The 16,234-nt window shown below is 34.2% G+C and carries 16 protein-coding genes and 1 pseudogene; 7 read left to right on the top strand and 10 right to left on the bottom strand.

What is annotated here, in order from left to right; translation table 11 throughout:
- Positions 1 to 132 precede the first annotated feature (132 nt).
- From resA to ACTNEP_RS16110, 4 genes are all read left to right on the top strand, one after another.
- Positions 133 to 708, top strand: a complete 576-nt coding sequence (resA, locus tag ACTNEP_RS16095) for a thiol-disulfide oxidoreductase ResA (RefSeq protein ID WP_040047918.1) — start codon at positions 133 to 135, stop codon at positions 706 to 708.
- 33 nt (positions 709 to 741) lie between these two features.
- Positions 742 to 1,446, top strand: a complete 705-nt coding sequence (locus tag ACTNEP_RS16100; protein WP_060681782.1) for a cytochrome c biogenesis CcdA family protein — start codon at positions 742 to 744, stop codon at positions 1,444 to 1,446.
- Between the two features lie 163 nt (positions 1,447 to 1,609).
- Positions 1,610 to 2,137, top strand: coding sequence for a CueP family metal-binding protein (locus ACTNEP_RS16105; protein ID WP_062351106.1), 528 nt, complete (start codon positions 1,610 to 1,612; stop codon positions 2,135 to 2,137).
- A 335-nt stretch (positions 2,138 to 2,472) separates the two neighbouring features.
- The gene (locus tag ACTNEP_RS16110) at positions 2,473 to 2,802 is read left to right on the top strand and encodes a four-helix bundle copper-binding protein (protein ID WP_062351103.1); all 330 of its coding nucleotides are present in this window, start codon (positions 2,473 to 2,475) and stop codon (positions 2,800 to 2,802) included.
- A 342-nt stretch (positions 2,803 to 3,144) separates the two neighbouring features.
- Here the strand turns inward: ACTNEP_RS16110 and merA are convergent, their stop codons facing one another.
- The 7 genes from merA to ACTNEP_RS16145 form a co-directional block, all read right to left on the bottom strand.
- Positions 3,145 to 4,791 carry a mercury(II) reductase gene (merA, locus tag ACTNEP_RS16115; RefSeq protein ID WP_062351100.1) on the bottom strand — a complete coding sequence of 549 codons (1,647 nt, stop codon included), beginning with the start codon at positions 4,789 to 4,791 and terminating at the stop codon, positions 3,145 to 3,147.
- Between the two features lie 41 nt (positions 4,792 to 4,832).
- Positions 4,833 to 5,231, bottom strand: a complete 399-nt coding sequence (gene merR, locus ACTNEP_RS16120) for an Hg(II)-responsive transcriptional regulator (protein WP_062351096.1) — start codon at positions 5,229 to 5,231, stop codon at positions 4,833 to 4,835.
- Positions 5,232 to 5,454: 223 nt separating this feature from the next.
- Complete coding sequence (locus tag ACTNEP_RS16125) at positions 5,455 to 5,979, bottom strand: spore coat protein (protein ID WP_062351093.1); 525 nt, start codon at positions 5,977 to 5,979, stop codon at positions 5,455 to 5,457.
- Between the two features lie 61 nt (positions 5,980 to 6,040).
- Positions 6,041 to 6,601, bottom strand: a complete 561-nt coding sequence (locus ACTNEP_RS16130; RefSeq protein ID WP_188383800.1) for a hypothetical protein — start codon at positions 6,599 to 6,601, stop codon at positions 6,041 to 6,043.
- Between the two features lie 284 nt (positions 6,602 to 6,885).
- Positions 6,886 to 8,358 (bottom strand): multicopper oxidase family protein, encoded by a 1,473-nt coding sequence (locus ACTNEP_RS16135; protein ID WP_062351088.1) that lies wholly within the window; start codon positions 8,356 to 8,358, stop codon positions 6,886 to 6,888.
- 55 nt (positions 8,359 to 8,413) lie between these two features.
- Positions 8,414 to 9,799, bottom strand: coding sequence for a sensor histidine kinase (locus tag ACTNEP_RS16140; RefSeq protein WP_062351085.1), 1,386 nt, complete (start codon positions 9,797 to 9,799; stop codon positions 8,414 to 8,416).
- Positions 9,774 to 10,490, bottom strand: coding sequence for a response regulator transcription factor (locus tag ACTNEP_RS16145; protein WP_062351081.1), 717 nt, complete (start codon positions 10,488 to 10,490; stop codon positions 9,774 to 9,776). Before ACTNEP_RS16145 ends, ACTNEP_RS16140 begins: the two co-directional genes overlap by 26 nt.
- Positions 10,491 to 10,622: 132 nt before the next feature.
- On the opposite strand from ACTNEP_RS16145, the gene ACTNEP_RS16150 reads away from it, so the two are divergent.
- The gene (locus ACTNEP_RS16150; RefSeq protein ID WP_062351078.1) at positions 10,623 to 10,862 is read left to right on the top strand and encodes a hypothetical protein; all 240 of its coding nucleotides are present in this window, start codon (positions 10,623 to 10,625) and stop codon (positions 10,860 to 10,862) included.
- 19 nt (positions 10,863 to 10,881) lie between these two features.
- A complete protein-coding gene (locus tag ACTNEP_RS16155; protein WP_275259439.1) occupies positions 10,882 to 11,004 on the top strand; it encodes a hypothetical protein in 123 nt (40 codons plus the stop codon).
- Positions 11,005 to 11,271: 267 nt separating this feature from the next.
- On the opposite strand, the gene ACTNEP_RS16160 is transcribed toward ACTNEP_RS16155, so the two are convergent.
- The 3 genes from ACTNEP_RS16160 to ACTNEP_RS16170 form a co-directional block, all read right to left on the bottom strand.
- Positions 11,272 to 11,889 carry a CadD family cadmium resistance transporter gene (locus ACTNEP_RS16160; RefSeq protein WP_040036845.1) on the bottom strand — a complete coding sequence of 206 codons (618 nt, stop codon included), beginning with the start codon at positions 11,887 to 11,889 and terminating at the stop codon, positions 11,272 to 11,274.
- Between the two features lie 70 nt (positions 11,890 to 11,959).
- A complete protein-coding gene (locus ACTNEP_RS16165; protein ID WP_062351075.1) occupies positions 11,960 to 14,356 on the bottom strand; it encodes a heavy metal translocating P-type ATPase in 2,397 nt (798 codons plus the stop codon).
- Positions 14,349 to 14,717 carry an ArsR/SmtB family transcription factor gene (locus ACTNEP_RS16170; RefSeq protein ID WP_040047916.1) on the bottom strand — a complete coding sequence of 123 codons (369 nt, stop codon included), beginning with the start codon at positions 14,715 to 14,717 and terminating at the stop codon, positions 14,349 to 14,351. The genes ACTNEP_RS16165 and ACTNEP_RS16170 overlap by 8 nt, the downstream gene beginning before the upstream one ends.
- 212 nt (positions 14,718 to 14,929) lie before the next feature.
- Between ACTNEP_RS16170 and ACTNEP_RS16175 the strand changes: the two are divergent.
- Positions 14,930 to 15,979, top strand: a pseudogene (locus tag ACTNEP_RS16175) (recombinase family protein); the annotation flags it as partial.
- Between the last annotated feature and the right edge of the window lie 255 nt (positions 15,980 to 16,234).

The following is a 16,234-nucleotide window of genomic DNA, read 5'->3' on the forward strand; positions in this document are numbered from 1 at the left end:
AGGTAAATTTCTGTTCATAAATAGTACAAAGAATCTGCTTAATTTCTGCAAACTTGTAACGTAATCTAACAGAGAGTGTCTTTAGATAATACCACCGTTATACTATATTTCTATAAGGAGTGATACATACTTATGAGTTTGGAGGAAACAAAAAAGAAGAAGAAAAATAAAAGGAAAAACAGATTAATTTTTAGAACTTCTATATTAATTGTAATGGTTGGAGCTATTATATTTGCATTAGTGTCCAATATACAAGCGGATAAAACCATTTATCAAGTCGGAGATGAAGCACCTGACTTTGAATTAAAGCAAATTAATAAAAATAATGAATTAGAAACTATACGACTAAGTGATTTTAAAGGGCAAGGTATTATGCTGAACTTTTGGGGTACTTGGTGTAAACCGTGTGAAGAAGAAATGCCTTACATGCAAGAGCTTTATCCCGTATATAAAGAAAAAGGAATTGAAATCATTGCAGTTAGTTTGGATAATACAGAATTGGTTGTAGATCGATTTATTGATAAATATGATCTAACCTTTCCAATTCCCCATGATAAAACAGGAGAAGTCAGGGATTTATACAAAATAGGACCAATTCCAAGTTCCATATTCATTAATCCGGATGGGGAAATTCAAAGGATTGTAAATGGGGCCTTATCATTAGAAAGTTTGGAGAGTTACTTTAAAGAAATATTACCAAAACAATAGACTACGATTTTCTAATAAAGGGGGATAAAATTTTTGAATGAAATAAATATATTTCTAGCTTTTGGTGCTGGTTTCCTTTCTTTTATTTCACCGTGTGTATTACCACTATATCCGGCATTTTTATCTTATATTACCGGAATGAGCGTAAGTGAGATAAATGAAGAAAATAAAAAAATGAATAAAAAAGCTCTTTTACATACCGTTCTATTTTTACTAGGGTTCTCAAGCATTTTTATTATGATTGGTTTTACCACCTCTTATATATCGGAATTCCTATTAACCTACCAAGATGCCATTAGACAAATTGGTGCTATTTTAATTATTTTCTTTGGACTAGTAATTGTTGGAATTTTTAATTTTAAATTTCTAATGAAGAATAAAAAAATCACATTCAAAAATCGTCCCGGCGGTTATGTTGGTTCTTTCATCATAGGAATGGCATTCTCTTTGGGATGGACTCCTTGTACCGGTCCAATACTAGCTATTGTGTTATCATTAGCTGCAACAAATCCTGATGTTGGTATGATTATGATGATTAGTTATGTTTTAGGTTTTTCGATCCCATTTCTATTATTAGCATTGTTTATTGGTAAAATTAAATGGATTAAAAAACATAGCCTAAAATTAATTAAAATTGGTGGATACATTATGATTTTCATGGGAGTAGCACTATTCTTTGATTGGTTGACGAAATTAACTTCCTTCTTAGCTGGATGGTTTGGTTTTTATGGATTTTAAAATATATTTTCCATAATTTATCTATTACATCTGCACGAATAATGCATATTTGAACATTATAATTTGTCTTGTAGATTTTGTTACAATGTAGAATATCGTTTGTTTTACATGGTAGTATATATTAAGATTTAACAAATTAGATGAAAGAGGAGTCGAACAATATATGAAAAAAGGATTATTGGCAGTAATTGGATTATTACTTATTTTAATAGTTGCTGCTTGTAGTGAAAGCGAAAGTGCATCAAATGAAAAAGAACCACAAGATATCAAGAAAATGGTCCAAGAATACAGTGTCGGGGATTCTGGTGATGTGTCTGCTTCTATTACTTCAGAAGAGCTGATTGTAACTGATAGTGATGGTAAAGAGACTACCTACGATCTTCCCGAAGATGAATTTTTTGTTTCCATCGCACCATTTGTTGAGACAACACACCCTTGTACTAATCACAGCTTAACAGGTTGCCAAGGAGAATTAGTGGAAAAAGAATTTGATGTTTATATTCAAGATGAAGATGGTAATGTGGTTGTTGATGAAACTATGACATCATTCGAAAATGGATTCATTGACTTTTGGTTGCCACGTGACAAAACATATAACGTGAAGATTCAATATGATGGAAAAACAGCTGAATCTGAGATTTCCACTTTTGAAGGTGACAATACTTGTATAACAACAATGCAATTAATCTAGTATTATTACCTCGTGATACTATTTAAAAAATAGAATAAAGATTATTTGGAAAAATTATATGGTTTTATAATATTTTCATTAGAATCGAGTGTTTTTAGATAAAGCACTCGATTCTTTTTTGCTAAATTTTACTATTTAGGATTCTTTCTTTGGCTCCCTTTTATCCTTATTACTACTGACTGTAAACGAACTAAGTTATAGATTAATACCTGATAATCAAATAATACAGAAAATAAAATTCACACTATGATTGAAGCACCCTTGTTGGATAAAAAATTATATCAAGGGGGATAGTAAAATTTGTACTTAATCTTGAATCAAAGGAGGATTTTCAGATGGCCGTGTCTTATGAAGAATGTATTAAAGCTTGTTTAGAATGTATGGAAGCTTGTAATGGGTGTTATGATGCTTGTTTAAAAGAAGAGAATGTAAAAATGATGGCGGATTGCATCCGCTATAATAGGGAATGTGCTGACATTTGCGCATTAGCAGCAAAAGCAATGCAATCGGATAGCCCTTTTGCTAAGCAGATTTGTAAGCTTTGTGCTGACATTTGCGAAGCATGTGGAAAAATGTGTGAACAACATAACCATGCTAATCATTGCAAGGAATGTGCGGAATCTTGTTTTAAATGTGCAGAGATTTGCCGAACAATGGCATCTTAAAAATAAAAACGGCAAAATTAGGTCTAGCAAGGTCAGTTTAGGAAAAGAAAAATAAAAATAGAGAAGCTAATAGCAATTATTTGGCTTCTCTATTGTTATAACAAGGATAGGGAGGTTATCAATACGAATTTAACATCGAAATTGGTATGTAAATTAGCAACCGTCTAATAATCAAATTCACGCTACATCCTTTGTTATTTTACTTGCTAATAACATGCTGTTTTCGTACAAGAAAAGGACGATTATTCTACTAAATAGATTAATCACCCTTCCGTATTTTAACTTCCGTTTTCAATTGTCTTCTTCAACTAAAGCACCATAGTTTAAGTATATTTATCGCATTTATCCTGCACAACAAGATAATTTCGCCACATCTTTATCAAATGTAAGAGCAGTTAGTCTTAATCCTTCTGCCATTGTTAAATATGGTGCAAGACTATCTTTTAAATCCTCCACAGTTAAACCAAACTTAACTACTAGAGAAGCTGCATAAATCACATCACCTGCATTTTCAGATACAATATGAACTCCGAGAACTTTTAATGTTTTAGCATCAGCAACAATCTTAAATACACCTGTCGTTTCATGGTTTACTAATGCTCTTGGAACGGCATCTAAAGATAATAGAGATGTTTTTACATCATAGCCCTGTTCTTTTGCTTGTTCTTCTGTTAAACCAACTGTTGCAATGGAAGGTTTTATAAACGTGACAGTAGGAACAACTGATAAATCTAATCTTTTATTTAACCCACCAATCGCATTATCAGCAACAACTCCACCTTCATAGGCTGCTACATACACAAATTGCGGCCCTAATGTTACATCTCCTGCTGCATAAATCTTTTCGTTACTAGTTCTAGCATAATCATTTATCAGGATTTCGTTTCTTTTTCCGACTTTAACCCCTGCTGCACTTAGATTTAAAGTGTCCGTATTTGGTTTTCTTCCAGTTGCAATAAGTAATTGATCGGATTCTACGACATTATCTTTGCCATTCACCGTTACATAAACCTTTTTCACCTCACCAACTTGTTCTATACGTTCATAAGTTGCTCCTGTTACAAGGTTTATACCTTGTTCTGTCAATACTTTTTCTACGGCTTCTGAAATCTCTGGATCATATTCTTTTAAAAGACGCTCACTTCTCTGTATAAGCGTTACTTCTGAACCTAAATTATGAAACAGTTGCCCAAGTTCCAATCCGATATAGCCTGAACCAATAACCGTTAATCGTTTAGGCATCTTTTTTAATTCGAGTAGTGTTGTACTTGTTAGATAATTCACTTCTTCAAGTCCTGAAATCGTTGGTATAGATGGCGAAGCACCTGTTGCAATTAAAAATCGTTTTGCAGAAAGTTTCCTCCCATTTACCTCAACTGTATTTTCATCAAAAAACTTAGCTTCACCTTTTATTAAATTAATGCCATATTCATCAATTAAATCTATATATTTTTGATTACGAAGTTTGCTAACTAATTCATCCTTTTGGTTCACCAAAGAGGATAAATCGACTTCCCCTGCAGATGTTTGTAAACCTGTGAACGGATTTTCTTTTGCGAAATGATTGATTTCCCCTGCTCTTAGAAGTGTTTTTGATGGAACGCAGCCAATATTTACACAAGTTCCTCCAACTATTTCGCGTTCAATTATTCCCACTTTTGCACCATATTCTATTGATTTAATGGCGGCAGAAAAGGCAGCCCCACCTGAACCGATAATTAGTAAATCATAATCATCTTTGTTGTGTAACTCAAAGCTTTTCAAGTCCAGCAATGAAATTTCTTCTATTTCTTCTGGTTGATAATTAGCTTGCTTAATTGCCTGTCTTACACTTTCAGCATTAATATCATCTGGTAATTCAAAAACCGATTCGCCACGCTGAAAAATGGTTTCGATATTTTTAGCACCTATTCCATTTAATGCAGTATCAATTTGTTGTTCACATCCTGTACAAGTCATTCCATTGATTTTAACCTGATATTTTTTCATTATTTATCCCTCCACTACCATCTTTAGATTCAACAGTATTTTCAATCAAAAATTAATGATTCAATAATAGGACATTGATATAATGCTTTTTGATCTGGACATCGACTCTTTAAGTCCTTTAACATTGACCCAATACGCTTTAAGTCTGCAATTTGTTCTTGAATTTCTATTTCCTTTTTTGATACAAATTCAAATATATTTTTGCAACGAATTTCATCATTATCGACAACACCAAGTAATTTATAAATTTCACTCAATGAAAATCCCAAGTCTTGCAGTCTTTTGATAAATTTTACCCGCTTAATATCATCATCCGAATAGATCCTATAACCTGCATTGGTTCGGGAAGGTTCTCTTAGTAATGATTTTTTTTCGTAATATCTTATTGTTTCTTTATTTACACCACATTTCTCTGCAAATACACTAATTTGGTAACTCAAATTATTCACCTCTATAAATATAATAAACCGTGTACCTTAGTACACGGTCAAGTATAATATTAGGTTTCTCTTCTTCAAGTATTCTGCCCGTTTAAGTAAGTAATATATTTACAAACTCTACTTATATCATACCATATTTATAAAATGCTCAGAAAACAATTAATAGAAAAATCGGTAAAAGTCACCGTTTAGTTTAAAGTTATGATCATGCCTTTTTCTAAATTTAATTATTTAACAAGTGTTGAAAATGTTGATAGGTTTTTACCTGTTCCTGAGCATCTGCATGGGGAACAAATGACCAACCCATACGATTGATAAAATCAGAATATCTTTTTTGAATTTCTAACTGTTGCAAAGCCATTTCCACATGCGCATTTCTAACATTTCTATCTTTCATTAATAAAGCAGAAGTATAATTTTCATTTGACATCAATTTGGCACCAGCATGTGCTTCTAATGCAATCCATTTATCGTTGTATTTATTAACTCCCGTACCATCTGCTCTTTGATTGCTTACATCATACATATTTAAATCTGGAACTTCAACATACTCATTATTATCAGGATTAATTAAAGATAACATTACCCTAACATGCGACATCATGACATTTATCTGGAGAGCAATAATACTTTTCAAATCTGGATTTGTAGTATTAATATGATAGACTTTTAACTTATTTATCATTCCTTCGTGTGTAGACAAATGTTCGGCCATTAAGCCAAGGTCTACAGATGGTAAAGTTGACATATAACTCACCTTTCATTAAATAAATTCCCTTTAATATATGCTGTTTAATGAAAATCTGTTATTAATGCCCACTCTTATCTAGAAAGTGAAAATCAAGTGGATCAATGTAATTCAATACCAAAAATAATATTACAATGGTAAAAATCATTAAGAATGGATATTTAAAAAAGGAAAGAATTTGTTGGTTGGCTTGTTTACGAATTGATTCTTCAGCTGCATATAAAACAAGTAACAAAACCATTGTTATCAACACAGCTATAATATTAATGATCGCATTCGGCCTAGTCATTGCTACCATATCTCCTAGCATGGCTCCCATCATCCCCCCCATTAGTCCGGAGAGTATGCCATCAATGACAGCAGGAAGACCTATAGGTAATCCTGCTAAAAAACCAACAACCAATCCAATTATTATAGCGTAAATGGTTGATTTAAATAAATCACCATGAAAGATGACCCCTAAAATAGTTCCCATTAGAATTCCTGCCGACATCCCTAATGACATGGATATCATCATTCCATTCATTTTTGTTACCCAATTTCGGTAATGCACTACATAGATAATGGTTGTTATAACTTGGGTGGCACACAACAAAAGTATAAAAAATAATGAAATTGACATTATTTCAACCCCAATCTTAGTTTGTCCACTTTTATTGTATTCACTGTTAACCCGCATTATGATATACCCATATAGGGTTTATTTTTATATTTACTGATAACAGTACAAGAGAGTTATCGTAAAAATAATCGAAACCTCCGTTCCTTCATCTAAGCTATTATCTATTTGAATTTCCGCTTAACCAAAAAATACGGTGAATTATGTCACCGTATTTTTTGATTATAATGAGTATATTTCCGAAATGCTCATATAGATTATTTATATAATATTTAAGCTTCCACTTTTTATTCCACTTTAAATTGTCCCATCATTCCTGCATCTTCATGTTCAAGTATATGACAATGATACATAAATACACCAGAATGATTAAATGTAGCAATAGCCCTAACTTTTTCTCCCGGATACACAATAAACGTATCCTTCCATCCAGTTTCATTAAGTGGCGGTGGATTTCCATCACGATCAATTATTTGAAATTGGACACCATGCGCATGGAAGGGATGAACAGTCCCTCCCATCATTCCCATTCCACTCTCATTGGAAACTTCCCATATTTCTGTTTCATGTATATCCACAAATTCGTCGATTCGATTCATATCCATTTGTTTTCCATTAATGTTGACCATAGGCCCCATTCCTTGAAAAACAAATTCTCTAGTTCTTACTGCTTCATAAGGATCAATCTTTTCAATGGTAGTTAATTGTTCTGGAATGGTATAGTTGGATTCACTTTCACCGTTTACAACAAACTTCATAAACTCTGACCCTTTATTCGATAATTGAATTGTATCTCCATCCTTAAAATTTGAAAAATCAACTAGGATTTCTGCCCTCTCGGCTGGACCCAGAATAAGCTCGTCCATTTCTATTGGATTTTCAAGAAAACCACCATCACTTGCAATTTGATAAAAGGTTTGGTTATTACTATAATGGAGTTCATACACACTTGCATTCGATCCATTTAATAACCGTAGCCTCATCATGCCTTTTGGAACTTCCAAATACGGATCTACAGCCCCGTTGACTAGCATTGTGCCTCCTTGTAATCCGTTCATCACATCATGCATTCCTAGTTCATATTGAAAACTTCCATTTTCATTAAATTGTTTGTCCTGAATGATAAGTGGAACATCATTCACCCCATATTCTTTTGGAATATCCAGAGAGTCAGAAACTTCATCTTCAATGAAAAATAATCCCGCTAATCCCTTATATACTTGCCTCCCGGTATTTTTTTCTGGGTGAGGGTGATACCACAGCGTAGCTGCAGGCTGATCTATCGTAAATTCCGGTGTCCAAGACTCTCCCGGTTGAATTCCTGAATGTGGGCCTCCATCTGCGTCTCCATCCACTTCTAGGCCGTGCCAATGAATTGTCGTAATTTCATCTTCTAAATTATTTTCTACCTGTACGGACACGTCTTCCCCATTTCGAACCCTAATGACAGGGCCTAAATAATTTCCATTATACCCCATCGTTTCTGTTTCCACTCCTGAAATAAATTCCTTTGTTGCATTTTGGGCAGTTATATGGAATTCAGCTTTATCTGGATCTGGATTTTTATCCTCTAACAATGGTGGGATGGGTAGAGATGAATTTCCAGCTATATCCGTTTTATTAAAGGAATACCCATTATCTGATTCATTAATTGGATGTATTGGAAATCCCGATACACCCGAACCTTGTATAAAAAAGAGGTAATACCCTCCGAAAATAATTACTAATCCAGCCAAACTAATACCTAAATATTTCTTCATACTTTTTCCTCCTCGTGAGTGAAGATGTTACCCAGCCATTCAGATTCTTATCTATTCATAAAGTTTCATGCTTTGGGAAGAAAACTGTAATTTCCGTTCCTTCCTTCCATTTACTGCCGATTTGAATTTTTCCACGGTGTGCATCCATTAATGCCTTGACAATAGACAATCCAATACCTATTCCACCTGTTTTTCTGTCTCTTGATTTGTCCCCTCGGTAAAATCGTTCAAATAGATAGGGTAGATCATCCTCTTTAATCCCAATCCCTTCATCTTGAACACAAAATCCAACATAACCATTAGAATCCACTATCTTAACATATACGCTATTCCCTTCAGGGGTATACTGAAGGGCATTATTAATTATATTCGTTAACACTTGTAAAACACGATCCTGATCCGCATGTAACCAATATTCTTTAGTTGGCTTTTGAATATTTAATGAAACGCCTTTTTCCTGAAAGGCTGGGGTAAATTGCCCATCTAATAAACGTAATAAATATCCTACATCTATATTGCTTTTGTTTAGTTTTATTTGTGGATTTTCAGCGGCAAGTAACTCTTCCAGTTCGCCCACTAGACGTACTAAACGCATCAATTCATCATGACTTTGCTGCAACCTTTTTGGCGTTGGTTCAAATATCCCATCTTGAAAAGCTTCCATTTGACTTCTTAATGTCGCAAGTGGGGTTCGTATTTCATGAGCAAAATCAGCAGTAAACTGTTTACGAAGTATCTCTTCCTTTGATAACGATTCAGCAAGTCGATTAAACGATTCACCAAGTGGCTTCATTTCATCTGACAATTCCTTAACTGGTACACGCGTTCGCCATTTATGGTCTTGTAATTCTTGAATAGCTTTTGATAACTTTCGATACCCAGTTGTTAGGCGTTTAGAAAACAATAGGCTAAACACGAACGCTAAAACAACTGTAACAATAATAGCAAGATAAATATTCGATTTAATTGTATTTAAAAAAGCAATGTCTTCCCCTATCATTTCCTCTGGATAATAAACTTCCATATTGCCTACATATCTTTCATCAAATGTTAAATCATAAGTATTTTTTCGGTATTCCGTTTTCATATCGATGTCCGAATCAGAATGCATTCCCATCCTATTCATCATTCCGAGCATCATCGTTGTATCTGCTATTACCTGTCCTTCTTCATCAGTAATTCTATAAAATAAATTGTCTGTCATAGCTTGTTGATGCATTAAATTTATTAATTGGTTATCAATAAGTTTCCCTGTTTCTTTATAAGAATTAATTGCTTCATCTTCTATAAGCTTACTTCTTTCCTCTCTATTAATTTGTAAATATTCGTTAAATTGATCTTCAAATCCCCATAGTATAGAGAAACTAGTAAGAAAAATACCAAAAAGTGACACAACTAATAGGTAAAAAAGGATTTTAGAACGAAGTGTCAATCGACGCATCAGACGCTCCTCCAAACTTATATCCCATCCCAAAAACAGTTAAAATAAATTCTGGGTGGCGAGAATCTGTTTCAATCTTTTTCCGAAGGTTTTTTATATGTGTATCAACACTTCGTTCATATCCTTCAAAATAAGATCCATCATCCTGAATTTTTTCCAGTAAATCCAAACGACTGTAAACTCGTCCGGGGTAGCTTGCCATAGCTATTAATAGCTTATATTCGATAGGAGTTAGTGGTATGATTTGGTTATTCAATGTCATCTCCTTTTTTAAAAGATCTACTGTTAGCTTTCCTTCATTGAACGATAAATGGTTTCCACTATTTACTCTTCTTAACCTACGTAAAATAGCCTTTGCCCTTATTACGACTTCTCTTGGACTAAAAGGTTTTGTAACATAGTCATCTGCCCCAATAACGATTCCATTAATTAAATCGTCTTCTGTCGATTTTGCTGTTAACATAATGATAGGAACATCACTTTCTTTTCTCGTTAATCTACATACCTCTTCACCTGAAATATCTGGCAACATAAGATCTAAAATAATAATATCTGGATTATTTTCTTTTATTTTTTTTAATGCTTCTATTCCATTAGAGGCAGGAATGGTTTCCCATCCCTCTTTTTCAAAGTATGCTTCTAACACTTCAAGAATCATATCTTCATCGTCAACAATAAGAATTTTAGTCATGTTAAACCACCTCTTTCATATAGTATCATCAATTAAAATGAAAATGATAATCTTCACAACTTCCACATAAGTTCACCACAAATTCTACATTTATAAGAGGTATGATTTAGTTAAGAAAAGGAGATGTTATAAATGAAAAAATTAGTAATAGGTATATTAACTGGAGCCGTTCTATTAGGAAGTGCAACTTTTGTTGCAGCTGAATCAAATGGTAATGGATTTTTCAACTTTGAAGAAATGAAACCTTATATTGAAGAAATGCATCCTAATTTATCACCAGAACAGCAAGAAGAAATGTTTAACAACTGTCACGGTGAAAATGGTATGATGCAAAACAATACCGGATTCCGTGATATGATGAATAATATCTAGTTTAGAGAGGTGATCCCATATGATGGGGATGATGAGCATGATGGGTTACGGTTTACTAGGATGGATCCTTAACCTTCTAGCTATCGGTATCGTTGTATATTATGCCACCAAATTAGCATTGAAAAATAATCATAAAAATTAATAGTAACTTACAATCCCTTTTAAGTGGTAAATGTCCCCTTAGTTGGACGACAACTAATTGACCATTTAGATAATAATAAAGAAGCCGCCACCCTTTGATCTGCTAAATCAAAATAAGGGTGACGGTTCGCTATGCAAAGTAAATACATTTTTGTTTATCCAGAAATAATTCATTCAGAACAACATTATCATGCTAACTAAAAATGCCAGCAGCATTCTCGGTATTTTTAAGATGTTTGATTTCTAGGATTAAAATTTGCCCCATTTGTTAAATTAGGAATGAAAATAAAGCGTTGAATGTACCATTCTCAAACATGATATAAATCCCTAGCCCTATAAATACAATAGGGACAATCCAACGTTCATATTTCTCAATTTTTTCTGATACAAAATCCAAAGAAGCTAAGCGATAGCTGACATAACATAGAACCCCAACCATAATGAAGAAGACAATACTAGCAATAAGTATTTCAACCGTGTTTAATGCCGTGAAATAAGGTATATAAATAGAAAAGTCATCTGCACTGGAAGACAGCACAATAAATATGACTGTTATATACAATTTATTAAACCGATTTGAGGAAAATAAAGATAATATATTGCTTTCATCTTCATCCTCCTCTCCCTTGATCCAAATCTTAATCCCCAGATAAAGTGGAATAAGCCCTAGAAGACCTAAAACCCATTGCTGAGGGATTAACCATGTAATACCTAGAGCTACTAAAAGACTGGCAGCTATAATAATTGCCGTACCTATGTATTGTCCAATCCATATATGTTTCGCTTGTCCTTTTTTTATTTGTGAAAACAAAAGGATTAAAATAATAAGATAATCAATCCCTGTTGCTACATAAACTGCAGCCGCAGTAAGTGCCGTTGTAATCATTTTTTTCATCTCCAATATTTCAGGATTGGGCTTTTCAATAAGAAGAAAAGCCCTGAGATTGCAAATTTAGTTAATATTTATCTTCTTCCACTCGCATTAGTCTTAAACCATTCAATGCTACTAAAAGAGTTGCTCCCATATCTGAAAGGATGGCAATCCAAAGTGTTAGCCAACCGGGGATAACCAATAATAAGGCAATGAATTTAATTGCTAATGCGAAGGTGATGTTTTGCTTAATTATAGTAAGTGCTTTTCGGCTTAGTTTCACAGAAAATGGAAGTTTTCTTAAATCATCTCCCATTAAAGCTACATCTGCTGTTTCAAGGGCAGTATCTGTCCCTGCTCCACCCATTGCAATTCCAACTGTAGAGGCAGCTAACGCAGGGGCATCATTGACACCATCCCCAACCATCGCTACGTTGCCATATTTAGATCTCAATTGTTTAATAAATTCTAATTTATCTTGAGGCAATAGTTCTGCTTGAATATCCGTTACCCCAACATGACCTCCAATTGCATTGGCTGTACCTTTGTTGTCACCTGTAAGCATGATGGTTTTTTTGATTCCAAGTTGATGTAACTTTTGAATGATTTCCTTGCTGGATTCACGTACTTCATCGGCTACTGCAATGACAGCAAGTATTTCTTTTTCAGTTCCAACCATCATTGCGGTTTTACCTTGATTTTGTAGGTTCTTAACAATTTGCTCTTGTTTATTATTAAAGTCAACTGACAGATTCTCAAATAATTTCGGATTTCCAATGTAGTAAGTCGTACCGTTGATAGTCCCCTTAATTCCTTTTCCTGTGATAGAAGAGAAATCATCCACGATTACATGAGTGTAGGAAATGTTCTCCTCATCTGCTTTTTTCATAATAGCTGAAGCTAGAGGATGCCCGGAACGATATTCTAATGCAGTAATGATAGACAACATATCTTCTGCATTTACCTGATTGTTCAACATTTTAAAATCTGTTACAACTGGAACTCCTTTTGTAAGTGTACCCGTTTTATCAAAAGCTATTGCTTTTAAAGCACCCATTTCTTCTAGATAAATTCCGCCTTTGATAAGCACACCTTTTTTAGCTGCATTTCCAATTGCTGAAACAATAGAAATAGGAGTTGAAATAACTAATGCACAGGGACAACCAACGACCAATACTGCTAGCCCTTGATAAACCCAAGTTCCCCAGCTGCCACCAAATAATAATGGTGGTACTACAGCTACCAGCCCTGCGATAATCATAATAATAGGCGTATAATATTTTGCAAATTTATCTACAAACGCTTGAGAAGGCGCGCGTTCCCCTTGAGCTTCTTCAACAAGGTGAATGATTTTGGAAATTGTTGTATCTTCAACAAGCTTTGTTACTTTAACTTCAAGTATTCCCTCTTCGTTTAATGTACCTGCAAAAACTTCATCATCCACTGTTTTCTCAACTGGGACTGACTCGCCTGTAATAGTTGCTTGATTAACAGCCGAGTAACCATGTACTACTACACCATCCATAGCAAGCTTTTGACCGGGTTTCACAATCATAATATCGCCAACAGCAATATCATCAACATGAATCATCATTTCTTGCCCATTTCTTCTAACAAGCGCCTCTTTCGGAGCAATATCCATTAAAGATCGAATTGATTGTCTTGCTCGGTCCATAGAGAAACGTTCTAAAGCTTCACTAATTGCAAAGAGAATAACAACAATTGCACCTTCTGCCCATTCTCCAATAATAGCTGCTCCAATAATAGCCACTGTCATAAGAGTTTTCATGTCAAATTCAAAATGTAGTAAGTTTTGAAACCCGACTTTAAAGAGTGAATATCCCCCAATAACGATGGCTGCTGCAAACAATAGGGAGGTAATAATATTTTCTTCCCCATTAACAAACTGAGAGATATAACCAAAAACTATTAATAAAGAAGCGTATAGTAATGTGCTGTGTTTTTTATAAAATGGCTCTTTCTCTTCTTTAACCTCTTGTTTCTCTTCCCTTAATGGTTTATCTGGAGCGACTTTAAGGTTTTCAAAAGCACCAGCTTTTTCTAATTCCTCGATAGTTGTATTCCCATATACCTCAATTTTAGATGCACCAAAATTTACTTTTGCATCATGAACCCCTGATAATTTTTTTACATTCTCTTCGAATTTACCCGCACAATTGGCACACGAAAAGCCTTCAACCCGATACACATTTTTATCCTGATGAACAACAATTGGTGTTTGCCGTTTTGGTTTTTCAGGCATTACTTTAAGATTTTCAAAAGCGCCAGCCCTTTCTAATTCTTCAACCGTTGCATCACCATATACGGATATTTTAGATGCACCGAAATTTACTTTTGCATCTTGCACATTGGGCAGTTTCTTAACATTTCTTTCAAATTTCCCTGCACAATTAGCACATGAAAAGCCTTGTACTCGGTAGGAAGTCATTTCCACTTCAGACCGTTCAGCTTGTTCAGACATTTACCTCCACCTCTTTCTTATGTGTTAATGCAATCATCATAATTTGTTTGATATGTTCGTCGTTTAATGAGTAAAAGGAAAGCTTTCCTTCTTTTCTATAGTTGACAATCCTTTGCTTATAAAGTGTTCGTAAATGATGAGAAGCATTAGCAACTGTAACGCCTAAGATATTAGCTATATCACAAACACATAGTTCATCTTCCTGACACAAAGCATAGGTGATTTTTGCTCTATTTTCGTCGGCAATTGCTTTTAACATTTGAGAAACACCTGAAATATCTACTGTTTGTAGATCACCCTGTATTCGATTAACCTTTTCCTCGTCATAACAAAAAATTTCACAAGTATCTTTCTTATTCAATTCATCACCTCATTCAAGTATTCGCTTGATTATATAATAACTTTTTCCAGCGCAACATTCAAGCATATACTTGAATGAAATAAAAAAGAAATGGGTATTTCCAATTCTAAAAAGTACTTCTTCAATTTCCCATTTAAGTCAAACAATCACATAAGGTCCCATTTCTCTTATCTAGTATTTCATTGTAATATCAGTATGAAGGAGGATTAGATATGGATATATCAAGAGTTGCAATTTATGCTCGTGTAAGCACAGAAGAACAGGCAAAAGAAGGTTTTAGTATAGCCGCGCAACTTCAAACACTTCGGCAATATGCTCAAATTTATAACTGGGAGGTGATTGATGAATATGTCGATGAAGGAATTAGTGGTAAATCCGTAAAAGGACGGCCTGAAATGAAAAGACTAATTAAAGATGTAGAGAATGAGAGATTTGATGCTGTAATAGTTTGGAAAATTTCCCGACTTTCAAGAAATATGCTAGAAACACTCATGATTCTAGATAAGTTTGAAAAATACAACGTGAAATTTATATCCTACTCAGAAAACTTTGATACCAGTAGTCCTATAGGTCGTTTAGTACTTCAAATTATGGCCTCAATCGCTGAAATGGAGCGAAATACATTAGCGGAAAACGTTAAGCTTGGGATGAAACAGAGAGCTTTGGAAGGGAGATGGAACGGCGGGGTTGTATTTGGATATGACACTGTTAAGAAGGAGCTAGTTATCAATGAAAAGGAAGCTGAAGTAGTACAGTTAATCTATCATATGTATGCAAATGGCAAAGGGCTAAGAGCGATTTCTAACCACTTAAATAAAGCTGGATATAAAACCAAGCGTAATCGTTATTTCTCCATCAATGGAGTAGCACAAATCCTAGACAATGTAATATATAACGGTAAAATCAGTTGGCTAAAATTTGAAAATTGGGATTCCAAACGAAGAAAAGGGAAAAATCCAAATCCTATTCTTGTAGAAGGAAAACATGAACCTATTATTTCGGACGAACTATGGAGCGTTGTACGAGCAAGGAGAAAAAGTAAATCATTTAAGCAGCGTCAATCAAACGAACCATTTTTACTTAGTGGCCTTTTACGCTGTCCTGATTGTGGTCAAGGAATGGTTCCGTCAATTACAACACATACACGAAAAGATGGGACGAAACGAAAACATCGTTATTACGTTTGTAGCGATTTTCATAACAAAGGATCTGCTGCTTGTAAAGCTAATTCCATTAAGGCATATAAAGCAGAAGAAACGGTTATCAAGAAAATTGAACATTTTAGTTCTAATAAGAAGAGATTATATAAGACGATCACTGACATAAGTTCAAGTTCTGCTCATTCGATAAGTAAGCTTAACAAAGAATTAGAAAAGATTGAAATACGATTAAAAGAGATTGAACAATTACAGGCAAAGTATATGGATGCCTTTGAGAAAAACACTCTCCCTGTTGATATTCTACAAGAACGGTTACAAAAGGTCTCGAATGATAAAAGGGGGTTAGAACAAAAGAAA

It is taken from the genome of Gracilibacillus sp. HCP3S3_G5_2, from assembly GCF_052063305.1.
Classification (GTDB): Bacteria; Bacillota; Bacilli; order Bacillales; family Amphibacillaceae; genus Gracilibacillus.